General features: G+C 71.6%; 17 protein-coding genes and 1 pseudogene. 13 read left to right on the top strand and 5 right to left on the bottom strand.

Translation table 11 applies throughout. The features are described 5' to 3' along the window. Window positions 1–25 precede the first annotated feature (25 nt). Both IF47_RS0120095 and IF47_RS0120090 read left to right on the top strand, forming a co-directional pair. Complete coding sequence (locus IF47_RS0120095; protein ID WP_031510269.1) at window positions 26–1081, top strand: LacI family DNA-binding transcriptional regulator; 1056 nt, start codon at window positions 26–28, stop codon at window positions 1079–1081. A gap of 67 nt (window positions 1082–1148) precedes the next feature. After that, window positions 1149–2240 carry a GDSL-type esterase/lipase family protein gene (locus IF47_RS0120090; RefSeq protein WP_031510267.1) on the top strand — a complete coding sequence of 364 codons (1092 nt, stop codon included), beginning with the start codon at window positions 1149–1151 and terminating at the stop codon, window positions 2238–2240. A gap of 82 nt (window positions 2241–2322) precedes the next feature. On the opposite strand, the gene IF47_RS28030 is transcribed toward IF47_RS0120090, so the two are convergent. Then, window positions 2323–2655 carry an STAS domain-containing protein gene (locus tag IF47_RS28030; protein ID WP_051717925.1) on the bottom strand — a complete coding sequence of 111 codons (333 nt, stop codon included), beginning with the start codon at window positions 2653–2655 and terminating at the stop codon, window positions 2323–2325. A gap of 188 nt (window positions 2656–2843) precedes the next feature. On the opposite strand from IF47_RS28030, the gene IF47_RS0120080 reads away from it, so the two are divergent. From IF47_RS0120080 to IF47_RS0120060, 5 genes are all read left to right on the top strand, one after another. Beyond that, window positions 2844–3506 carry a response regulator transcription factor gene (locus IF47_RS0120080; RefSeq protein WP_031510265.1) on the top strand — a complete coding sequence of 221 codons (663 nt, stop codon included), beginning with the start codon at window positions 2844–2846 and terminating at the stop codon, window positions 3504–3506. 116 nt (window positions 3507–3622) lie between these two features. Beyond that, window positions 3623–4084, top strand: coding sequence for an ATP-binding protein (locus IF47_RS28025; RefSeq protein ID WP_051717923.1), 462 nt, complete (start codon window positions 3623–3625; stop codon window positions 4082–4084). Between the two features lie 26 nt (window positions 4085–4110). Beyond that, window positions 4111–5250 carry a PAS domain-containing sensor histidine kinase gene (locus IF47_RS0120070; protein ID WP_051717940.1) on the top strand — a complete coding sequence of 380 codons (1140 nt, stop codon included), beginning with the start codon at window positions 4111–4113 and terminating at the stop codon, window positions 5248–5250. A gap of 246 nt (window positions 5251–5496) precedes the next feature. After that, window positions 5497–5733, top strand: a complete 237-nt coding sequence (locus IF47_RS0120065) for a DUF397 domain-containing protein (RefSeq protein ID WP_031510262.1) — start codon at window positions 5497–5499, stop codon at window positions 5731–5733. Between the two features lie 139 nt (window positions 5734–5872). Next, on the top strand, window positions 5873–6778 hold the full coding sequence (locus IF47_RS0120060) for a helix-turn-helix domain-containing protein (protein ID WP_031510261.1): 906 nt from the start codon (window positions 5873–5875) through the stop codon (window positions 6776–6778). A 99-nt stretch (window positions 6779–6877) separates the two neighbouring features. Here the strand turns inward: IF47_RS0120060 and IF47_RS0120055 are convergent, their stop codons facing one another. Both IF47_RS0120055 and IF47_RS0120050 read right to left on the bottom strand, forming a co-directional pair. Continuing rightward, entirely contained in the window at window positions 6878–7693 is an 816-nt protein-coding gene (locus IF47_RS0120055) for an SAM-dependent methyltransferase (RefSeq protein ID WP_031510260.1), read from the bottom strand. Between the two features lie 222 nt (window positions 7694–7915). After that, window positions 7916–8932: a LacI family DNA-binding transcriptional regulator gene (locus IF47_RS0120050; protein ID WP_031510259.1), complete on the bottom strand. Its 1017-nt coding sequence runs from the start codon at window positions 8930–8932 to the stop codon at window positions 7916–7918. 285 nt (window positions 8933–9217) lie between these two features. Between IF47_RS0120050 and IF47_RS0120045 the strand changes: the two genes are divergently transcribed. The 4 genes from IF47_RS0120045 (at window position 9218) to IF47_RS0120030 (ending at window position 14131) form a co-directional block, all read left to right on the top strand. Next, window positions 9218–10522 carry an ABC transporter substrate-binding protein gene (locus IF47_RS0120045; RefSeq protein ID WP_031510258.1) on the top strand — a complete coding sequence of 435 codons (1305 nt, stop codon included), beginning with the start codon at window positions 9218–9220 and terminating at the stop codon, window positions 10520–10522. Window positions 10523–10620: 98 nt separating this feature from the next. Next, window positions 10621–11634 carry a carbohydrate ABC transporter permease gene (locus tag IF47_RS0120040; protein ID WP_031510257.1) on the top strand — a complete coding sequence of 338 codons (1014 nt, stop codon included), beginning with the start codon at window positions 10621–10623 and terminating at the stop codon, window positions 11632–11634. Window positions 11635–11652: 18 nt separating this feature from the next. Further along, the gene (locus tag IF47_RS0120035) at window positions 11653–12594 is read left to right on the top strand and encodes a carbohydrate ABC transporter permease (RefSeq protein WP_031510256.1); all 942 of its coding nucleotides are present in this window, start codon (window positions 11653–11655) and stop codon (window positions 12592–12594) included. A 76-nt stretch (window positions 12595–12670) separates the two neighbouring features. Next, a complete protein-coding gene (locus IF47_RS0120030) occupies window positions 12671–14131 on the top strand; it encodes a GH1 family beta-glucosidase (RefSeq protein ID WP_031510255.1) in 1461 nt (486 codons plus the stop codon). A 298-nt stretch (window positions 14132–14429) separates the two neighbouring features. Here IF47_RS0120030 and IF47_RS0120025 read toward each other — a convergent pair. Together IF47_RS0120025 and IF47_RS0120020 are read right to left on the bottom strand one after the other, a co-directional pair. Continuing rightward, window positions 14430–14822: pseudogene (locus IF47_RS0120025) on the bottom strand (DnaJ family domain-containing protein); the annotation flags it as partial. 128 nt (window positions 14823–14950) lie between these two features. Continuing rightward, window positions 14951–16486 carry an ATP-dependent DNA ligase gene (locus tag IF47_RS0120020; protein ID WP_031510253.1) on the bottom strand — a complete coding sequence of 512 codons (1536 nt, stop codon included), beginning with the start codon at window positions 16484–16486 and terminating at the stop codon, window positions 14951–14953. Window positions 16487–16628: 142 nt separating this feature from the next. On the opposite strand from IF47_RS0120020, the gene IF47_RS0120015 reads away from it, so the two are divergent. Continuing rightward, window positions 16629–17249: a dihydrofolate reductase family protein gene (locus IF47_RS0120015; protein ID WP_031510252.1), complete on the top strand. Its 621-nt coding sequence runs from the start codon at window positions 16629–16631 to the stop codon at window positions 17247–17249. Between the two features lie 263 nt (window positions 17250–17512). After that, window positions 17513–21544: a HAMP domain-containing protein gene (locus tag IF47_RS0120010; protein WP_051717922.1), complete on the top strand. Its 4032-nt coding sequence runs from the start codon at window positions 17513–17515 to the stop codon at window positions 21542–21544. The last annotated feature ends 65 nt before the right edge of the window (window positions 21545–21609 follow it).

Below are 21609 nucleotides of genomic sequence, written 5' to 3'. Positions count from 1 at the left end.
CGAGGAGGCGTGGGACCATGGCCGCGTGAGAAGCAGCCTGAAAGATGTCGCCGCACGCGCGGGAGTGTCCGTCCGTACCGTGTCGAACGTCGTCAACGGCTCGGCTTCCGTCTCCGAGAAGACCCGCGTGCGCGTCCAACAGGCCCTGGACGAGTTGGGGTACCGCCCCAACCTGGCGGCCCGCAGTCTGCGGGCCGGGCGCACCGGACTGATCGGGCTGGTGATTCCCGAGATCCACTCGCCCTACTTCGGGGAGTTGGCGGGGCTTCTGGTGGAGGCCGCGCAACGCCGTTCCTGGACGGTCATCATCGACCAGACGCACGGCCGCGCCGACGAGGAACGCCGTCTGCTGAAGGGGACGCACGCCCCGATCGTCGACGGCCTGATCATCAGCCCGTGGGCGCTGGACGCGTCGGAGCTGTCGAAGGAGGCGGGCTCCACGCCGATGGTGCTGCTGGGGGAGCGCGACCCCCGGCAGGTCGCGGACCACGTGGCGGTGGACAACGTCCTGGCGGCCGACGAGGCGACCCGTCACCTGGTGGAGACCGGGCGCCGCCGGATCGCGGCGATCGGGCCGCAGCCGGAGCTGCGCAACGGCACCGCCGAGCAGCGTCTGACCGGCTACCGCCAAGCCCTGCGCCGGGCCGGCCTGACCCCCGACCCCGTCCTGGAGGTGCCGGTGCCCACGCTCCACCGCACCGCCGGCGCGCGGGCGATGGAGGAGCTGCTCGACCGCGGCGGGCCGGCCCCCGACGCGGTCTTCGCCTTCAGCGACGAACTGGCGCTGGGCATCATGCGCACCGCGCGCGACCGAGGTGTCCGGGTCCCCGAGGACCTCGCCGTGGTCGGCTTCGACGACATCGAGGACGGCCGCTTCTCGAATCCGTCGCTGACCACCGTCAGTCCGGACAAGGCGCAGATCGCCGAGCGGGCCCTGCAGTGCCTGGCCGACCGCGTGTACAGCCCCGGCGGCGGCCTCAAGGGCACGGTCCCGCCCCAGCGCATCACCGTCCCGCACAGGCTGGTGGTCCGGGAGAGCTCACGGCCGGCCGAGGGCGGGAGCCGGGGCGCGGGTTCTTGACGCCCCGTCGACGCGGTGGCTTGATGTTCCCCGATGGGAGCGCTCCCATCCTGTCGGAAGGAACGTCATGCGCAACAGACACCTCTTACGGGCGGTCCTGGCCGCCCTGACGCTGACCCTGGGGCTCCTCGGAGCCGGACCGGCGACCGCGAACGCCGCCCCGGCGGCGGCCTCCGCGAAGGTCGCCGCGGAGCCGGTGCGGATCATGCCGCTGGGGGACTCCATCACCGGTTCGCCCGGCTGCTGGCGCTCGTTGCTGTGGAACCGGCTCCAGAGCGCCGGATACACGGACATCGATTTCGTGGGCACGCTCGGCCCCCAGGGCTGCGGGCAGCCTCACGACGGCGACAACGAGGGCCACGGCGGCGCCCTGGTGACCGATGTGGCGAGCCGGAACCTGCTTCCCGGTTGGCTCTCCGTCACTCGGCCGGACATCGTTGTCATGCACTTCGGGACCAACGACGTCTGGAGCAACCGGTCGCCCGACGCGATCCTCGCCGCCTACGGCACGCTGGTGGACCAGATGCGGGCGAGCAACCCGAACACGAAGGTCCTGGTCGCGCAGATCATCCCGATGAACCCCGCCACCTGCGGCGAGTGCGGCCGGCGCGTGGTCGCGCTCAACGAGCGGATTCCGGCCTGGGCGCGGAGCAAGAGCACCGCGAACTCCCCGGTGATCGCCGTCGACCAGTGGACCGGCTTCAGCACCGCGAGCGACACCTACGACGGGGTCCACCCCAACGCCTCCGGCGACGAGAAGATCGCCGCGCGCTGGTACCCCGCCCTGGCGGACCTCCTGGACCGGAGCGAGCCGGGCGACCCCGAGGAACCGGGCGAGCCGGGCGAGCCGGGGGAGGGAGAGGCCGCCTGCACGGCCTCGTTCCGGGCGACGTCCACCTGGCAGGGCGGTTACCAGGGCGAGGTGACGGTCCGCAACACCGGGACGGTTCCGCTGACCGGCTGGTCGGTGCGGATCGCCCCGGACGCCGGCGGACGGATCACCCAGGTCTGGAACGGCACCCTGGACACCGGCACCGGCACGGTGCGCAACACCTCCTGGAACGGGGCGCTCCCCGTGGGGAGCGGCACGTCCTTCGGTTTCCTGGCGTCCGGCGGGTCCTCCTCGGCGACGGTCGACTGCACCGCCACCGCGGCCTGACGTCCGCCACCTCCACGCGCTCCCACGCGGCGCGGTCCCGTCCGGCCTCCGGGCGCACGGGACCGCGCCGGCCCGTGGGCCGTCAGGGGGGCGGCCTCGACGCCAGCAGTCGCTCGACCCCGAGCACTTGGAACAGTCTGACGACGACCGGCGCCTCCGCCCCGGTCACCCGCAGGGGAACACCGCCGGCACGGGCCCGGTGCCAGGCCCCCAGCAGGACGTTCACGCCGGAGCAGTCGCAGAACGGAACGGCGCCGAAGTCCACGTCGATCGCGCGGGATCCGCGGGTCAGGGCGGTGTCCAGGGCGTGTCGCAGCCGCGGAACGGTGGTGACGTCGACCTCGCCCGACACGGACACGATCGTCCGTCCGTCGGAGGAGAGGACGGCGGTGTGGAGCCCGTCGACGGCTGTCATCGGCCACCTCGTCTCGGTCCCGGCCTGTCGCCTGCCTCGACAGTAGCGCTCCCGGAGGGCGACTTCACCCCGGTGTTCCCCGTGAACACCGGCGGTTCGGCCCGTCGCGTCCGCGCCGCGGCCCGTCGGAACCGACGGCTACCATCGAGGAGTTCGCGTCAGCGCCCACCGCCGAGGGACACGCCTCCATGCCGTCACAGCCGACGTCGCTCCTGCCCAGGCCGATCCGGGTGGTCCTCGTCGAGGACCACGACATGGTGGCGGAGGCGATCGGCATGGCGCTCGACCGGGCGTCGGGCATGGAGGTCGTGGCGCGGTCGCGGTCGATCGCCTCCGCCCTCGCCGCCACCCGGCGCTGCCGACCCGATGTCGTGGTGCTGGACCGCCGGCTGCCGGACGGCGACGGGGTGTCGGCGATCGGACGGCTCCGGGAGGAGGCGGAGCACACCCGGGTGCTGGTGCTGACCGGCGAGGCGACGGCGTCGGTGGCCACCCGGGTGATCGAGGCAGGCGGGGCCGGGCTGGTGCTGAAGTCCTCCCGACTGGACGAACTGGAGGCCGCGGTGCGGCAGGTGGCCGCGGGCGAGGTGGTGTTCGCCCCGGGACTGCTGGGCGGGGCCCTCGACCGACTGACCGGCCGGGCGCCCGCCGTCGGGGCGACCCTGACCCCCAGGGAGCGCGAGACGCTGCTGTTGCTGGCCGAGGGGCTCAGCACCGGAGAGGTCGGCGAACGTCTGGGCGTCGCCCACAACACGGCGCGCAACCACGTCCAACGGGTCCTGGAGAAGCTCGGGGCGCGTTCGAAACTGGAGGCGGTGGCGATCGCCCGCCGGGAGGAACTGCTCGACTGACCCATGACCCATGGGCCCGTGGTGCACACGCACCAGGGGCGACACCGCGTACGCACCCCGCCGTGCGAGGCGTTTGCGTCTCGCACGGCGGCTCCGGATGACGGACGGTGGGCGGCATGGAAGCCAGGTCCGCGGTCCACCGTGTCGAGTCGCGTCTGCCGAGGAGCGGCGACAGCGCGGCGCGGGCACGCGACCTCACCCGCGAACTGTTGGACGGATGCGCCTACCGAGGGCGTTTCGAGGACGTCGTGCTGGTGGTCTCCGAGCTGACGTCCAACGCCCTGCGCCACGGGTGCGGCGCCCCGACGCTGCGCCTGGAGGGGGACGCGCGGCGGATTCGGGTCGAGGTGAGCGACGGAAGCCCGGCCTTCCCGGAGCCCCGGACCCCCGGGCCGGACGGCGGCTGGGGCCTGACGTTGGTCGCGCGGCTCGCGGCCGCGTGGGGGGTGTCCGGCCGGGGCTCCGGGAAGACGGTGTGGTGCGAGATGGTCTTCGACGAAGCGCCGTCGGACTCCGGCCGCGAGCACCGGGACCGGGGCCAACGGCGGATCGGTTCGGCTCCGGGACTCGCGATGTGACACCCCGCCGTGCCAGGCTCTACGGCATGCCCGTCCGGCCCCGACTCCCCGGTCCCGACCCCGAACCCGACCCCGACGCGTCCGCGGCGCTCCCGCCGAGCGCTCCCGTCCACCTGTTGGTGCAGGGGGTGTTGGAGTACGCGATCTTCATGTTGGACACCGAGGGCCGGGTGGTGAGCTGGAACGCCGGGGCGGAGCGGATCAAGGGGTACCGGGCCGAGGAGATCGTCGGCAGGCACTTCTCGACCTTCTACCCGCCCAAGGACGTGGCGGCGGGCAAACCGGACCGCGAACTGGAGATCGCCGTCGCGGAGGGGCGGTTGGAGGACGAGGGGTGGCGCGTCCGGGCGGACGGCTCTCTCTTCTGGGCGAACGTGGTGATCACGGCGCTCTTCGACGAGGAGGGCGTGCTGCGGGGCTTCGGCAAGGTCACCCGCGACCTGACCGAGCGGCGCTCGGCCGAACGGGCCCTCACCGAGGGCCGCCGCCTCTTCGTCCACCTGGTGGAGGCGCAGGAGAGGGAGCGCCGCAGGATTGCCTGGGACGTCCACGACGACTCCGTCCAGGCCATGGTCGCCGTCGGCATGCGGCTGCACCTGCTGGCCGAGCGACTGCCCGAGGAGTACGCCGACGAACTGCGCGGGCTCGACGAGTCGGTGCGGGAGGCCGTCGCACGCCTGCGGAACCTCGTCTTCCGGATGCGGCCTCCGGAGATCGACCGGAACGGACTGGCGGAGGCGCTCTCCGGCCATCTGGCGGAGATGGCCGACGCCTGGGGACTGCGCCACTCGTTCCACGCCGCCCTGGAGTGCGAGCCGTCGCCCGAGACGGCCGTCACCGTCTTCCGGATCTGTCAGGAGGCGCTGGTCAACGTGCATCGGCACGCCCGGGCCGGCACGGTCGACCTCTCCCTGGCATCGGTCGGGGGAGGCGTGTTGACGCGGGTCACCGACGACGGGGCCGGGGTCGGCGCGCCGCCCCGCACGGGCGACGGCCGGGGACACTTCGGGCTGCTGGAGATGCGGGAGAGGGCCGAGGCGGCCGGCGGCTGGTGGAGGATGCGCAACGAGCCCCACGGGGGCACCACCGTCGAGTTCTGGCTTCCGGCGAGGCCCTTCGACACGGCCCCGGAGCCGTCCCGGACCGGGCCGGAGGAACACCGATGACACGCCGATGACGCGCCGGTGACGGCGGCGGCCCGATGATCCGCGCGGTGGTTCCTGTGGGAAACCGGCACGGGAACGGCCTTGTCGGGGCTACCATCCTCGACTGTCACACGTCGCTGCAAATGCATCTGCACTTACAGATGCCATTGCATTCGCTGTGACATGCGTACGCACGGTAACGGAACGTCAAGGTCGCGACCCGTTCCGAGGGTGACAGCGCGGGGCCGTGACCGGTGAGGGGCGACAATGCAGCAGATCGTCAACGGCATGCGGGCCACGGAGATCGAGGGCGCGACGTGGCGGAAGAGTCACCGCAGCAACCCCAACGGCAACTGCGTCGAACTGGCGGCGCTGCCGGACGGCGCGGTGGCGGTGCGCAACTCCCGTCACCCCGCCGGGCCCGCCCTCGTCTACACCCGTGAGGAGATGATCGCCTTCCTCCAGGGCGCCAAGGACGGCGACTTCGACGACATGGTCGGGTGAGCCGAGCCGAAGCGGGACGACCCGGGCGAGGGACCACCGGAAAGCCGAGCGAACCGCCCCCCGAAAGGAGCGGTCGCTGTACGGGACGGCGCGGGCGGTGGCACACTGAGTGCCTGTCCCTTCACCCAGGAGAGCGAGCATGGCCGCCGAGTCGAGCCACTCCTTGTCGATAAAGCGCTACATCGAGCACCCCAAGGGGAGCCCGACGGTCCTGCGCCTGGTGGTCGGCGCCCAACTGCGACGGCTGCGCAAGGAGCGCGGCATCGGCCTCGACGAGGCGGCCAAGGCGATCCGCGGCTCCAGCGCCAAGATCAGCCGCCTGGAGCGGGGCCAGGGTGCCTGCAAGGAGCGCGACGTGGCGGACCTGCTCACGCTCTACGGGGTGCTGGACGAGGAGGAGCGGGCGGACTTCCTCGCCCTCGCCCGCAAGACCGGCACACGCGGCTGGTGGCACCGGTACAGCGACGTCCTGCCCGGCTGGTTCGACAGGCACATCGGCCTGGAAGAGGCCGCGGCGATGATCCGCACCTACGAGGTGCAGTTCATCCCCGGCCTCCTCCAGACCGAGGACTACGCCCGCGCCGTGATCCTCCTGGGCCACCCCCGAGCCTCCGCCGAGGAGAACGAGCGCCGCGTCCGGCTGCGCATGGAGCGTCAGGAACTGCTCGTGGGGGAGAACGCGCCCCGCCTGTGGGCCGTCCTCGACGAGGCGGCGCTGCGCCGCCCGCTGGGCAGCGTCGAGGTGATGCGCGATCAACTCCGCCACCTGATCGAGATGTCGAAGCGGCCGAACGTCACGCTGCAGGTGGCGCCCTTCGACATCGGCGGCCTGGCCGCGGCGGGCGGCCCGGTGACCATCCTCCGCTTCCCGGAGCCGGACCTGCCCGACGTCGTCTACCTCGAACAACTGACCAGCGCCCTCTACCTGGACAAGGAGGAGGACGTCGACCACTACCTGTCGATCATGGACAGGCTCTGCGCCGCGGCCGAGACGCCCGCGCGCAGCGTGAAGTTCCTCGGGGAACTCCTCGACGGGCTCGGCTGATCCGGCTGATTCGCGGGACCCGCCGCGAACGCCCGCGGGACCCGTCCTCCGGGCGACTTCGGAGGGACGGGCCCCGCGCGTCCGTGGACGGGCGGCGGATCAGCGCTTGCGGCCGACGCCCCCGTACTCCTGCCACTCCCAGGTCCGCTGCCGCGGGCCGAGATCGGAGTCGGGCCGCCAGGTGGAGACCTCCACCAGGCCGGGCTCCAGGATCTCCAGCCCCTCGAAGAACCGGTGCACCTCCCGCGGCTCCCTCACCCTGCCCCAGTTGCCACCGGTGCTCTTGTCCATGAACTCGGTGACGGCCCTGCGCGTCTCGGCGTCCTCGCTGACCAACTGGCAGATGACGAGGAAGCTTCCCGGCGCCAGCCGGTCCGCCACCTTCTTCACCAGGCCGGCCGGATCGCTGGAGTCGGGGATGCAGTGCAGCACGGAGTTGAACAGCGCCGCGACCGGCCGGTCGAAGTCGATCAGCCGGAGGGTGTCCGGGTGGTCGAGGATGCCGTCGGTGTCGCGCATGTCCGCCTGGATGACGGCGGTCCGCTCGTTCTCCTCCAGCAGGGCGCGGCCGTGCGCCAGGACGATCGGGTCGTTGTCCACGTAGACCACGCGACAGTCCTCGTCCACACGCTGTGCGACCTGGTGGACGTTGTCCTGGGTGGGCAGGCCGGAGCCGTGGTCGACGAACTGCCGGATGCCGTACTCCTCGGCCAGGACGCGCACCACGCGCTGCAGGAAGCGGCGGTTGTTGAGGGCCAGCGCCTGGGTGCTGGGAACCACCTTGAGGAGTTCCTCGGCCGCCTCGCGGTCGACGGCGTAGTTGTTCTTGCCGCCCAGGTAGTAGTCGTACATGCGTGCGGCCGTGGGGACGTTGACGTCGACCACGCTGGACAGCGGCTCCTTGGCCTGGCTCATTCGGGCCTTCACAACCTTCCCGCCTGGAAAGCGTCGGGGAACAGGGCGGTACTCCATCGGACTCCACCGGGTGGAGCCCCATGCTGCCAGGGCGGGACCGCCGCCGTCCGGGAAAGTGCGCATCGGGTGGGGCCGGAGCGATGGAGATGTTGTGAAAGCACGTCGGAAACGGGCGTGACGGCAGGGCTTGAAGGGAGAGCACGAAGGGGCGGTGACGCGGCGTCAGGTGGAGTCGCGGACGACGAGCGAGGTGGGGAGGACCACGTTCCGTCGGGCGCTTCCCGGTTCGGCGATCTCCCGGAGCAGCAGCTCGGTCATCGTCCGGCCGATCTCCTCCACCGGCTGACGCACGCTGGTCAGGGGCGGATCGGTGTGCCGGGCGACGATCGAGTCGTCGAAGCCGACCACCGCCACGTCGTCCGGAACCCGTCGGCCGTGCCCGCGCAGCTCGGCGAGCGCACCCGCGGCCATCACGTCCGACGCGACGAAGACCGCGTCCAGTCCGGGGCGGCGCTCCAGGAGGACGCGCATCGCGGCGCGGCCACCCTCCTCGGTGAAGTCGGCGGGAGCGACCAGGGATTCGTCGGCCTCCCGACCGGCATCCCGCAGGGCCTCCCGCCAACCCCGCAGCCGGCTGTGGGCGACGTCCATGTCCAAGGGGCCGGTGATGGTCGCGATCTCGGTCCGCCCCCGGTCCACCAGGTGGCGGACGGCCCGGGACGCGCCGTCGACGTTGTCCGAGTGGACGTGGCTCAGCGACTCGGCGGGGGACCGGCGGCCGGCCAGCACGGTCGGCACCCCGAGCTCCTCCAGCAGGCCGGGCAGCGGGTCGTCGCGGTGCACCGAGACCAGCAGGACGCCGTCCACACGGCGCGCGGTGAGGAAGCGGGTGAGCTGGTCCAGCTCGCGCCGGTCCCGGACGAGGGTGAGCAGCAGTTGGATCTGGGTGCCGGCCAGACCGCCGCTCACACCGCGGATCACGGCGGAGAAGTAGGGCTCCGACCCCAGTCGGCTCTCCGATTCGGGGACGACCAGGGCGATGGAGTCGGTCCTGCTGGTGACCAGGGACCGGGCCACGGAGTTGGGGACGTAGCCGAGTTCGGCGATCGCCGCCTGCACCGCCGCCCGGGCCTCGTCGCTGACGAGGGGGGAGCCGTTGAGGACTCGGGAGACGGTGGTGCGTCCCACTCCGGCCCGCGCAGCCACGGTTTTAATGGTTGGCCGTTGCGTGGCCCCCATGGCTTCACCGCCTTCCTCGCCCCGGTCGCGCCGGGCACGGCGCTCACCTGCGCATTGTGTCAGAGGACGGGGTCGAGCCCGCCGTCGAGGCGGCTCGCCCGGCCCCGCTGTCGAAACGGAATCGTCTTCTCTTCTTGACATCGGTCCTGTGGACGGGGAGTCTTCCACAACCTGATGGGAACGCTCCCACACGCGGGTGGGAACGATTCCATCCCGCCGTCTCGCACCGGACGGCCACGACGAGTTCACATCGCGGCGCTCCCACGCCGCCGCAAGGAGGACGCCATGGGCAGATCCCGCAAGCTGTTCGGTACAAGAGTCGTAGCCGCGGTCTCGGTCGCAGCCCTCACGCTCGTCGCGGGCTGTTCGGGCGGGGACGACGGCGGCGACGCACGGACGAAGGACGGCAAGACCGTCGTCACCATGGGCCTGTTCGGCGTCATGGGCATCAAGGAGACCGGGCTCCTCGAGAAGTACATGAAGGAGAACCCCGACATCCTCATCGAGGCCGAGGTGGCCGGCGACGAGCAGACGTACTACACGGCGCTGCAGACCCGACTCGCCGCCGGCAGCGGACTGAAGGACATCCAGGGCATAGAGATCGGCCGCGCCAAGGAGCTCGCCGACACCCGGGCGGACAAGTTCGCCGACCTCTCCGCCGTCCCCGACACCGACCACTTCCTGCCGTGGAAGCAGAACCAGGTCACCACCGGCGACGGCAAGGTCATCGGCCTGGGCACGGACATCGGACCCATGGCGGTCTGCTACCGCAAGGACATGTTCGAGAAGGCGGGCCTGCCCACCGACCGCGAGGAGGTCGCCGCGCTGTGGGAGGGCGACTGGGCGAAGTACGTCGAGGTCGGCAAGGAGTTCAAGGCCGGGTTCAAGGGTGACGGCGTCGCCTACATGGACAGCGCCAGCGGCCTGTTCAACGCCATGATCTACGGCCACTCCGAGCAGTTCTACAACAAGTCCGGCGACCTGATCCACCAGGACAACCCGGTCGTCAAGGAAGCCTGGGACCTGGCCTCGGAGGCCGCCACCGAAGGACTGACGGCCAAGCTGCGTCAGTTCCAGCCCGGTTGGGACCCCGGACTGGCCAACAGCACCTTCGCCACCGCCGTCTGCCCGGCGTGGATGCTCGCCCACATCAGCGAGAAGGCCGGCGCGGCCAACAAGGGCAAGTGGGACGTGGCCAAGGCCCCCAAGGGCGCCAACTGGGGCGGTTCCTTCCTCGGGGTGATGGAGAACAGCCCGGTGAAGAAGGAGGCCGAGAAGCTGGTGGCCTGGCTGACCGCCCCGGAGCAGCAGGAGCACATCTTCAAGGAGATCGGCAACTTCCCCTCCTCCGAGAAGGCCCTGGAGACCCCGGCGGTGACCGGGGCGACGTCCGAGTACTTCAGCGACGCCCCGATCGGGAAGATCTTCGGCGAGGCCGCCAAGGAGATCCCCGACGAGCAGGTGCTCGGACCCAAGGACGGCACCATCAAGGACACCTTCTCCCAGGGCCTCCAACTCGTCGAACAGGGCAAGAGCCCGGCGGAGGCCTGGAAGACCACGGACGAGCGCATCCGGAAGGCGGTCGACTGACCCGGCCCGACCACCGATGAGGTCCCCGTCGGCCGGCGCCCTCCCGCGCGGCCGGCGGGGACCCCTCCCCACCACGCACTCCAGGAAGGAAGCCCTCCGTGGCCACCTCCACCTCGGCACCCGGCGTCGGCGGGCCGCAGGGCGCCCCGGCCGGCCCCGCAAAGGAGCGCCCCGGCCGTGACCGGGCGAACCCCCGGCGGGCATGGCGCACCCTCCTCCACCGCTTCGACATCAAGGCGGCGCCCTACGCGTTCATCGCGCCCTTCTTCGTCGTCTTCGCCGCCTTCAGCTTCTACCCGCTGCTCTACACGGGCTGGCTCTCCCTCCACGACGTGGAGCTCGCGACCATGGACATCATGGAGTGGGAGGGCTTCGGGAACTACACGGAGCTCTGGCGGGACGAACGCTTCTGGAACGCGCTGACGAACACCTTCACCATCGGCGTGATCTCCACCGTCCCGCAGTTGCTGATGGCCCTGGGCCTGGCCCACCTGCTCAACTACACCCTGCGGGGCTCGGCCTTCTTCCGGGTCGCGGCCCTGACGCCCTACGCGACCTCGATCGGCGCCGCCGCGCTGGTGTTCACCATGCTCTTCGAGCGCGACTTCGGCATGATCAACTGGTTCCTGGGCCTGTTCGGATTCGACAACATCGACTGGGAGAGCGGCAAGTGGCCCGCCCAGTTCGCGATCTCCACCATCGTGATCTGGCGGTGGACCGGCTACAACGCCCTGCTGTACCTGGCGGCGATGCAGGCCATCCCCCGGGAACGGTACGAGGCCGCCGCCATCGACGGAGCCTCGCGCTGGCAGCAGTTCACCAAGGTCACCATCCCCGGCATCCGCTCCACGATCGTCTTCACCATCGTGCTGTCCACCATCGGAGCCACCCAGCTCTTCGGCGAGCCGCTGATCTTCGGCCAGGGCCCGAACGGTGTCAGCGGCGGAGCGGACAACCAGTACCAGACGCTCGGCCTGCTGCTCTACGAGGAGGGCTGGAAGAACTACGAGATGGGGCGGGCCGCCACGGTCGCCTGGGCGATGTTCGCCCTGCTGATCCTCGTCTTCGTCCTGCAACGCCTCGTCAAGCGCCTCACGTCCCGTACGTCCTGACCAGGGAGCGGTAAACCCATGACCACCGACACCGCCCGCCCCGGGGCGGAAGCGCTCGAGCCGCTCACGGGCGTCGCCCCGCCCCGAAGCCGGCTCCGAAACCGTCGGCCCCGCCGCCCACTCCTGCGGCCGGGGGCCGGACGCCAGCACAAGGCCGGCCCCGTCGCCTACGCGCTGCTCGCCGTGGCGGCGTTTCTCTCCCTGTTCCCGCTCTACTGGACGATGGTGGCGGCCTCGACCGACAACACCCGCGTCTCCCAGACGCCGCCGCCGTTCCTGCCGGGGCCGAACCTGCTGAAGAACCTCTCGGCCGCGTGGGAGGACGCGGCGATGGGCAAGGCCCTGACCAACAGCTTCATCGTCGCCACGACGATCGCCCTGTCCACCGTCCTCTTCGCCACCCTGGCCGGCTTCGCCTTCGCCAAGCTGCGCTTCCGCGGGCGCAACATCCTGCTGATGCTGGTCATCGGGACGATGATGGTGCCGCCGCAGCTCAGTGTCGTCCCGCTGTTCATGATGATGACCGAGCTGGGATGGGGGCAGAAACTCCCCGCGGTCATCTTCCCCACCCTGGTGAGCGCCGTCGGCGTGTTCTTCATGCGGCAGTACCTGTCCGAGGCGCTGCCGGACGAACTCGTCGAGGCCGGTCGTGTGGACGGCGCGCACAGCCTGCGGATCTTCTGGAGCGTCGTCCTGCCGGTCGCCAGACCGGCGATGGCCGTACTGTTCATGATCACGTTCGTGCACGCCTGGAACGACTTCTTCTGGCCGTTCATCGTGCTGGACATGACCAACCCCACGATCCCGGTCGCCCTGACCCAGCTCAGCTCGGGCTACATCCGGGACCAGTCGCTCATCATGGCCGGTGCCCTGCTCGGCACTCTCCCGCTGCTGGTCATGTTCGTCGTCTTCGGCAGACAGATCGTCGGCGGCATCATGCAGGGCGCCGTCAAGGGCTGACGTTCCTCCGCGCGTTTCCCCCGAACGCCTCTCCTCGTTCTCCCAGCGCACCACCGTCGAGCAGGAAGGATCTTCCTTGACCACCGCATCCCGCACCGTCCGGCCCCACCCGGAGAGCCCGGGCGTCCGCGCGTTCCCGCCCGGTTTCCTCTGGGGCGCCGCGACCGCCGCCTACCAGATCGAGGGAGCGGCCGACGAGGACGGCCGCACCCCCTCCATCTGGGACACCTACTCCCGCACGCCCGGCAAGGTGCGCAACGGGGACACCGGCGACACCGCCTGCGACCACTACCACCTCTGGCGCGAGGACGTCGCGCTCATGACCGACCTCGGCGTGGGCGCCTACCGCTTCTCCGTCTCCTGGCCGCGCGTCCAGCCCACCGGCCGGGGCCCCGCCTCCGCCAAGGGGCTGGACTTCTACAGCCGCCTGGTGGACGAGCTGCTGGAGAAGGGGATCACGCCCGTCGTCACCCTCTACCACTGGGACCTCCCCCAGGAGTTGGAGGACGCCGGCGGCTGGCCGGAGCGCGACACCGCGTACCGCTTCGCCGAGTACGCGGGGCTCGTCGCCGACGCCCTCGGCGACCGCGTGACGACGTGGACGACCCTGAACGAGCCCTGGTGCAGCGCCTTCCTCGGCTACGGTTCCGGCGTCCACGCCCCCGGCCGCACCGACCAGGTGGACGCGCTGCGCGCCGCCCACCACCTCAACCTCGCCCACGGCCTGGGCACCGGCGTCCTGCGCGACCGACTGCCGGACGGCGCCCGGACGTCCGTCACGCTCAACCTCCACCACGTGCGGCCCCTGACCGACGACGACGCGGACCGCGACGCGGCCCGCCGCATCGACGGCGTGGCCAACCGGGTCTTCACCGGCCCCATGCTGCGCGGCGAGTACCCCGAGGACGTCCTGCGGGACACCGCGCACCTCACGGACTGGTCGTTCGTGCGCGACGGCGACACCGAGGCCATCCACCGCCCCCTCGACTTCCTGGGCGTCAACTACTACAGCCCCACCCTCGTCTCCGCCGCCTCCGGGCCCGGCTCCCACAACGCCGACGGGCACGGCGTGAGCGACCACAGCCCCTGGCCGGGCGGCGACGACGTGGCGTTCCACCGATCGCCCGGCTCCACCACGGCCATGGGCTGGTCGGTGGACCCCGACGGGCTGTACGAGCTGCTGCTGCGGGTGAAGGGGGACTTCCCCGACCTGCCGCTGGTGATCACCGAGAACGGGGCTGCGTTCGACGACTACGTCAACCCCGAGGGCCGGGTGCACGACCCGGAGCGGATCTCCTACCTGCACGGCCACCTCACCGCGGTGCACCGGGCCATCGAGGCGGGAGTGGACGTCCGCGGCTACTTCCTGTGGTCCCTGCTGGACAACTTCGAGTGGGGATACGGCTACAGCAAGCGGTTCGGCGCGGTGTACGTCGACTACGCCACCCGCAGGCGCATCCCCAAGGAGAGCTTCCACTGGTACGCCGGGGTGGTCCGCGACGGCGCCCTGCCGCCGAGCCCCGACACGCGGGCCTGAGCGGCTTCCCACCGTCCCCCCACCGTCTCCGCGGCTCGCGGGACCGGCGCCGAACCGTCGGCCGGTCCCGCGGGCCGCGCCCGTGCGGGGGAGGTCGCCGAGGAGATCGTCGACTCGCACCCGGGGATCGTGGACTGGTCCCGAGCGCTCCGCGCGGCGGCCTCGGCGCCGCCCCGCGATCTCAGCGGTCTCGGCGGTCCCGACGGTCGTCCCGGCGGCGCCCCCGCCACAGCCTGAACCGGGAGCGCGGGGGCGGTGACTCCTCGTGCGGCCGGTCCGTTCCGGGGGACTTCGGGGAACGCCGCTCGCGCCACTCGCGCACCACCTGCTCGACGTCGAAGGGCGCGAGCCCGAGCGGCGGGCCGGGCGGCGGCATCCTGCGCGCCGCGGCGATCTTCTCGTTGATCTCCGCCACGATCCGCCGCACCCGGGCCTCCGAGGGGGCCCGTGAGACGGCCTCCAGGGCGTCCTCCGCCTCCTTGCGCAGCGCGAGCGCCGGCGGCAGGAAGGACAGCCCCTCGCGGTCCATCTTCTTCTTGACCCACCACAGCTCGTCGTACGGCCGGTCCAGGTCGGGAAGGGGCTTGCCGGCCCCCGGCAGGTCGTCGAACCCGCCCTGTTCGGCCGCCACGCGGACCTGCCGGTCCACCCACGTCTCGAAGCTCACTCCGGGCGGTTTGCGTTCGGTCACGGTGGCTCCTCCCCGACGCGGCCGTGCCCCAGCCGGACTGCCGACACACCCATGGTAGGAGCCCGGACGGGGGTGCCGCCCGGACGCCGGCGGGACCCCGTCGAAGCCCTGCCGGAGCCCCGCCGGGCTCACCCCGCGTAGGACAGGACCGTCTCCACGGTGTCCGCCTCCGCCGCCGTCTTGTCCTCCCGGTGGCGCAGCACCCGCGCGAACCGCAGCGTCACCCCCTCCGGGTAGCGCGGGGAGCGCTGCACCCCGTCGAAGGCGATCTCCACCACCAGCTCCGGCCGCACCGTCACCGTGAACCCGTCGTCGTCGGTGGCCAGTTCGAGCAGCCGCTCGGTCTGCCAGGCCAGCATGGCGTCGGTGAGGCCCTTGAAGGTCTTGCCGAGCATCGCGAAGGAACCGTCCGGTCGGCGCGCGCCCAGATGGAGGTTGGACAGCTTCCCCGTGCGCCGCCCGTGCCCCCACTCGGCGGCCAGCACCACCAGGTCCAGGGTGTGCACCGGCTTCACCTTCAGCCAGGACGAGCCGCGCCGCCCCGCGCCGTAGACGGAGTCCAGCGCCTTGAGCATCACGCCCTCGTGGCCGCGGATCAGCACCTCGTCGGCGAACTCCCGGGCCGCCGCCCGGGCCCGCTCGTCCCCCGGATCGTCCACGACCACGCGCAGGACCCGCATCGGCTCGGGCACCACCCGGACCAGCTCCGCGTACCGCTCGGTGACCGGCAACGTCAACAGGTCGCGACCGTCGACCGACAGCAGGTCGAAGAAGACGGGCGACAGCGGCAGCGACGCCCGCGCCCGCGCCACGTCCAGCCGCGACCCGACCCGGCTCGCGACCTCCTGGAAGGGCCTGGGCCGGCCGTCCTCGCCCAGCGCGATGACCTCACCGTCGAGGACCGCCCGCTCGGCCCCGAGCTCCCGGGCGGCGGCGACCACCTCCGGGAGCCGGTCGGTGATCTCGTCCAGGGTGCGGGTGAAGATCCGCACGTCGGCGCCGTCGCGGTGCACCTGGACGCGGATGCCGTCGAGCTTCTCCTCCACCGCGCACGGTCCGAGCCGGTCCAGCGCCTCGTCCACGTCCCCGGCGGTCCGGGCGAGCATCGGCAGCACCGGCCGTCCCACGTCGAGCCGGAACTCCGCGAGCGCCCCGGCGCCGCGGGCCAGCAGCGCCCGGGCGACCGCGCCGAGCGAGCCGCCGACCATCACCGCGCGCCGCACCTCGGCGGGCTCCGCGCCCACCGCCGCCGCCAACCCCTCGACGGCGAACGCGTCCAGCGCCCCCTGCCGCAGCTCGCCGCCGAGCAGCCGGACGAGGAAGCGCTGCTCCTCGGCGGTGGCGGCGGACAACAGCCCGCGCAGCAGCCGCCCGCGCTCCGCCTGCGCGCCCTTGCCCGACACGGCGGCGATCCCGTCGAGGGCCCGGTGGACGTCCGACACCGACAGCGACGGCTCCTCCGCCGGAGGGACCGGCCGACTCAGCGACTTCCAGCCGACCCCGGTCCTGCGCTGGGGGAGCCTGCCCGCCAGGTACGTGATGACGACCGGGGCGTCCTCGGGATCGGCCTCACGGAACAGCCCGGCGAGCAGGGCGATCTTCTCCGCGCGCGAGGAGGTCTCCGCGACCCGGCGGGAGACCCGGGCGACTTCGGCCAGCAGCATGACCCCATCCTCACCCGGACGGGTTCCCTCGCCTTCGAACGGCACGCGGAAGGACGTGACCGCGGAACCGATGAGTTTCGACGCGCCGGCGGGTCCCACCCCGAGAGGACCGAGCCGAGCGGAGAGGAAGAGGAAGAGGACCATGGCGAAGCTGACACTGACCGAGTTCCTGACCCTGGACGGGGTCGTGCAGGCCCCCGGAGGCCCGGACGAGGACCGCGACGGCGGTTTCGAGCACGGCGGCTGGCTGGTGCCCTACGCCGACGAGGACATGGGCCGGTTCATGGACGAGGTGTTCCGCACGGTGGACGGCTTCCTGCTGGGCCGCAGGACGTACCAGATCTTCGCCGCCCACTGGCCGCACGTCACCGACGAGGACGACCCCATCGCGACCAAACTCAACGCCCTGCCCAAGTACGTCGCCTCCCGGACCCTGGAGAAGGTGGAGTGGCACAACTCCACGCTGCTCGGGGGCGACGCGGCGCGGGAGGTCGCCGCGCTCAAGGAGCGGCTGGAGGGCGAGCTGCAGATCCACGGCAGCGGCACCCTGGCCCGGAGCCTGATGGCGCACGGCCTCATCGACGAGTACCGCCTGCTGGTCTACCCCGTCCTGCTGGGCAGCGGGAAGCGACTGTTCGACGACGGCGCCGTGCCGACCGCACTGGAGCTGACCGACAGCAGGACGACCGGCACCGGCGTGGCGATCCACACCTACCGCGCGGCGGGACGGCCCCGCTACGGCTCGTTCGCCCTGGACGAGTGAGCGGCGGAGGGCAGGCCGCCGGCGGGACCGGAACCGAGGCCGCCGCGAGTGCCCGTGCCCGCTGGCGTCTACCCCCGATTTCTCGGCCGAAACAGTGAGTCAAAGCACTTTGGGAGGTGGGGTAATCTCGCCGTGTTCCGCATGCTTGCCGCACTGCAAGCATGCGGTTTCGCAAGCGTGGAACGGCCCTGCCCGTCGGTGCGACGGGCAGGGCCGCCGTACGGGGTGGGACCTGGTGGCGGACGGACGGAACGAGGGCGGAGATGGTTGACACCACGGCCGGCGAGGCTCGCCCCCAAGGGCGCGCCGGGGGCGGCGCGCGGAGCGTGGGCGAGGCGGGGGAGGAGGAGCTGCGCCGGCTCCTGGCCGGACTGACCGCCGTCCGGGACGGGGACTTCGGGACCCGGCTGCCGGACGGCACCGACGGCCTCCTCGGCGAGATCGCCACGGTGTTCAACGGCATGGTGGACCAACTGTCGCTGTTCACCTCCGAGGTGACGCGGGTCTCCCGCGAGGTCGGCAGCGAGGGCCGGCTCGGCGGTCAGGCCCGGGTGCCGGGCGTCGGCGGGGCCTGGCGGGACCTGACGGATTCGGTCAACTTCATGGCCGGGAACCTCACCACACAGGTCCGTTCCATCGCCCAGGTGACCACCGCGGTCGCCAAGGGCGACCTGTCGCAGAAGATCACCGTCGACGCGCGCGGCGAGATCCTGGAGCTGAAGAACACCATCAACACGATGGTCGACCAGCTCTCCGGGTTCGCCGACGAGGTGACGCGCGTGGCCCGCGAGGTGGGCACCGAGGGCCGGCTCGGCGGTCAGGCGGACGTCAAGGGCGTCTCCGGCACCTGGCGGGACCTGACCGACTCGGTCAACTCCATGGCGGGCAACCTCACCAACCAGGTCCGCAACATCGCCCAGGTCGCCACGGCGGTCGCCAAGGGCGACCTGTCGCAGAAGATCCGGGTGGACGCGCGCGGCGAGATCCTGGAGCTGAAGGAGACCATCAACACGATGGTCGACCAGCTCTCCGGGTTCGCCGACGAGGTGACGCGCGTGGCGCGCGAGGTGGGCACCGAGGGCAAGCTGGGCGGCCAGGCCACGGTGCGCGGCGCGTCCGGCACCTGGAAGGACCTGACCGACAACGTCAACTCGATGGCGAACAACCTCACCAACCAGGTGCGTTCCATCGCCCAGGTCGCCACGGCGGTCGCCCAGGGCGACCTGTCGCAGAAGATCACCGTCGAGGCCAAGGGCGAGGTCGCCGCGCTCGCCGACGTGATCAACCGGATGGTGGACACGCTCTCGGCGTTCGCCGACGAGGTGACGCGGGTGGCGCGCGAGGTGGGCACCGAGGGCATCCTCGGCGGCCAGGCGCGGGTGCCGGGTGTCGCGGGCACCTGGAAGGACCTGACCGACAACGTCAACTCGATGGCGAACAACCTCACCGGCCAGGTCCGCAACATCGCCCAGGTGACCACGGCGGTCGCCCAGGGCGATCTCACCCGCAAGATCGACGTCGACGCGCGCGGCGAGATCCTGGAGCTGAAGACCACCATCAACACCATGGTCGACCAGCTCTCGGCCTTCGCCGCGGAGGTCACCCGCGTGGCCCGCGAGGTCGGCAGCGAGGGCCGGCTCGGCGGTCAGGCGGAGGTCGAAGGGGTCTCCGGCACCTGGAAGCGCCTGACGGAGAACGTCAACGAACTGGCCGGGAACCTCACCCGGCAGGTGCGCGCGATCGCGGAGGTCACCAGCGCCGTCGCCCAGGGCGACCTCACCCGCTCCATCACCGTGGACGCCTCGGGCGAGGTGGCCGACCTGAAGGACAACATCAACTTCATGGTCGAGTCCCTGCGCGAGACCACCCGGGCCAACCAGGAACAGGACTGGCTCAAGACCAACCTGGCCCACATCTCCGGTCTGATGCAGGGACGCCGCGACCTGGCGGTCGTGGCCGAACTGATCATGGACGAGCTCACCCCGCTGGTCGACGCGCAGTACGGCGCCTTCTACCTCGCCGAGGAGGACGACCGCGGCGAGACCGAACTGCGCCTCATCGGCTCCTACGGCCACCCGGGCACGACCGAGGGCGCCGAAACACCGCGGTTCCGGCTCGGCCAGTCCCTGGTCGGCCAGGCCGCCCGCAGCCGCCGCACCATCAGCGTCGACGACCTGCCCCCCGGCTACGTCACCGTCTCCTCCGGGCTGGGCTCCGTCCAGCCCGGCAGCCTGATCGTGCTGCCGATCCTCGCGGAGGACCAGGTGCTCGGCGCCATCGAACTGGCGTCGGTCACCCCCTTCACCGCCGTCCACAAGGACTTCCTCGGTCAGCTCATGGAGACCGTGGGCGTCAACGTCAACACCATCATCGCCAACGCCCGCACCGACGAACTGCTGGCGGAGTCGCAGCGTCTGGCGTCCGAACTCCAGGAACGCTCCGAGGAGTTGCAGGTCCAGCAGGAGGAACTGCAACGCTCCAACGCCGAACTGGAGGAGAAGGCGGCCCTCCTGGCCTCGCAGAACCGCGACATCGAGACCAAGAACCTGGGGATCGAGCAGGCCCGGCAGGAACTGGAGGAGCGGGCCCGCCAGTTGGCGCTGGCGTCGAAGTACAAGTCGGAGTTCCTGGCCAACATGAGCCACGAACTGCGCACCCCGCTCAACAGCCTGCTGATCCTCGCCCAGCTCCTGGCGCAGAACCCGACCCGCAACCTCACCCCCAAGCAGGTCGAGTACGCGGGCATCATCCACTCCGCGGGCTCCGACCTGCTCCAACTGATCAACGACATCCTGGACCTGTCCAAGGTCGAGGCGGGGAAGATGGACATCAACCCCGAACGCGTCCCGCTGCGCCGCCTGCTGGACTACGTCGAGGCCACCTTCCGGCCGCTGACCACGCAGAAGAGCCTGAACTTCACGATCAGCACCGCGCCCGGCCTCCCCGTCGACCTGTTCACCGACGACTCCCGGCTGCGGCAGGTGCTGCGGAACCTCCTGTCCAACGCGGTGAAGTTCACCGAGTCCGGCAGCGTCCGCCTGCGGATCGAACCGGTCGACCCGTCCGAGGTGCCCGCCTCGGTCCGCCTCCACGGCTCCGCCATCGCCTTCCGGGTGGAGGACACCGGCATCGGCATCCCCGAACAGCAGTTGGAGAGCATCTTCGGGGCCTTCCAGCAGGCCGACGGGACCACCAGCCGCAAGTACGGGGGCACCGGCCTGGGCCTGTCCATCAGCCGGGAGATCGCCTACCTGCTGGGCGGCGCCATCACCGTCGAGAGCGTCCCCGACCAGGGCAGCACCTTCACCCTCTACCTGCCCGTGGCGCGCCCCGACTTCACCGACCCGGTGGCCGGCCCCTCGAGCGCCGGTGTCCCGAACGAGGAGTCCGGCCCCACCCTCCCCGAGGAGGAGCGGGCGACCCTCACCCCGCCCCGCCCGCACAAGCGGCGGCTGCTGGTCATCGAGGACCGCCCCCGCGGCCTGCTCTCCCTGGTCGCCGAGAACGCCGTGACCGACCTCGCCGAGGGCGGGCACGACCCGGACGGCTCCGTGGAGATCGTCACCGCCGTCGGCGAGCAGGAGGCCGCCGCCGCGCTCGCCGCGGAGGCCTGCCACTGCGTGGTGCTGCAACTCGACATGGTCGACGGGACGGCGCTGCGCTTCCTGGAGGCCATGGACGGCGACGCGGCCCTGCGCCGCGTCCCGGTCCTGGCCCACAACAACCGGCGCCTGGAGCCGGAACAGGAACGCGCCCTGCGGTCCCGGGCCGACGACCGGCCGATGGAACTGCTCTCCAGCCTGGACGAACTGCGCGAGCGCATCGCCCTCCACCTCTCCGCCGAGGAGCCCGGCGACGTGCTGCCGCTGGTCCGCTCCGAGGAGCCCGAGCCGTTCGAGCCGAAGGAGATCGACCAGGCGCTGGCGGGCCGCACCGTGCTCGTCGTCGACGACGACGCCCGCAACGTCTACGCCCTCACCGGCATCCTGGAACTCCACGGCATGCACGTGCTCCACGCCGACAACGGCCGCAAGGGCATCGAGGCCCTCACCGCCCACCCCGGCGTCGACCTCGTCCTGATGGACGTGATGATGCCGGAGATGGACGGCTACGCCGCGACCGCGGCGATCCGGGCGATGCCGGAACACGCCGCACTGCCCATCATCGCGGTGACGGCCAAGGCCATGCCCGGGGACCGGGAGAAGACGCTCGCCGCCGGAGCCAACGACTACGTCACCAAGCCGCTGGACGCCCGCGACCTCATCGCGTGCATCCGACGCTGCCTGGGCGTCTAGACCGCGACCCGGCCCCCGCCCGTCGAACACCACCTTCCGAGGAGCACAGCAGTGGAGACCCAGCG

Source organism: Streptomyces megasporus (genome assembly GCF_000718985.1).
GTDB classification, from domain to species: domain Bacteria; phylum Actinomycetota; class Actinomycetes; order Streptomycetales; family Streptomycetaceae; genus Streptomyces; species Streptomyces megasporus.
The sequence above is the reverse complement of the archived record's forward strand: the minus strand, read 5'-3'. Positions and strand labels throughout refer to the sequence as shown.

What these genes read in the sequence shown, in the direction of transcription:
- IF47_RS0120080 (WP_031510265.1), top strand. Translation starts at nt 2,844, where the DNA reads ATGCCGTCACAGCCGACGTCGCTCCTGCCCAGGCCGATCCGGGTGGTC.
- IF47_RS0120010 (WP_051717922.1), top strand. Translation starts at nt 17,513, where the DNA reads ATGGTTGACACCACGGCCGGCGAGGCTCGCCCCCAAGGGCGCGCCGGG.
- IF47_RS0120065 (WP_031510262.1), top strand. Translation starts at nt 5,497, where the DNA reads ATGCAGCAGATCGTCAACGGCATGCGGGCCACGGAGATCGAGGGCGCG.
- IF47_RS0120015 (WP_031510252.1), top strand. Translation starts at nt 16,629, where the DNA reads ATGGCGAAGCTGACACTGACCGAGTTCCTGACCCTGGACGGGGTCGTG.
- IF47_RS0120090 (WP_031510267.1), top strand. Translation starts at nt 1,149, where the DNA reads ATGCGCAACAGACACCTCTTACGGGCGGTCCTGGCCGCCCTGACGCTG.
- IF47_RS28030 (WP_051717925.1), bottom strand. Translation starts at nt 2,655, where the DNA reads ATGACAGCCGTCGACGGGCTCCACACCGCCGTCCTCTCCTCCGACGGA.
- IF47_RS0120020 (WP_031510253.1), bottom strand. Translation starts at nt 16,486, where the DNA reads ATGCTGCTGGCCGAAGTCGCCCGGGTCTCCCGCCGGGTCGCGGAGACC.
- IF47_RS28025 (WP_051717923.1), top strand. Translation starts at nt 3,623, where the DNA reads ATGGAAGCCAGGTCCGCGGTCCACCGTGTCGAGTCGCGTCTGCCGAGG.
- IF47_RS0120045 (WP_031510258.1), top strand. Translation starts at nt 9,218, where the DNA reads ATGGGCAGATCCCGCAAGCTGTTCGGTACAAGAGTCGTAGCCGCGGTC.
- IF47_RS0120050 (WP_031510259.1), bottom strand. Translation starts at nt 8,932, where the DNA reads ATGGGGGCCACGCAACGGCCAACCATTAAAACCGTGGCTGCGCGGGCC.
- IF47_RS0120060 (WP_031510261.1), top strand. Translation starts at nt 5,873, where the DNA reads ATGGCCGCCGAGTCGAGCCACTCCTTGTCGATAAAGCGCTACATCGAG.
- IF47_RS0120055 (WP_031510260.1), bottom strand. Translation starts at nt 7,693, where the DNA reads ATGAGCCAGGCCAAGGAGCCGCTGTCCAGCGTGGTCGACGTCAACGTC.
- IF47_RS0120070 (WP_051717940.1), top strand. Translation starts at nt 4,111, where the DNA reads ATGCCCGTCCGGCCCCGACTCCCCGGTCCCGACCCCGAACCCGACCCC.
- IF47_RS0120035 (WP_031510256.1), top strand. Translation starts at nt 11,653, where the DNA reads ATGACCACCGACACCGCCCGCCCCGGGGCGGAAGCGCTCGAGCCGCTC.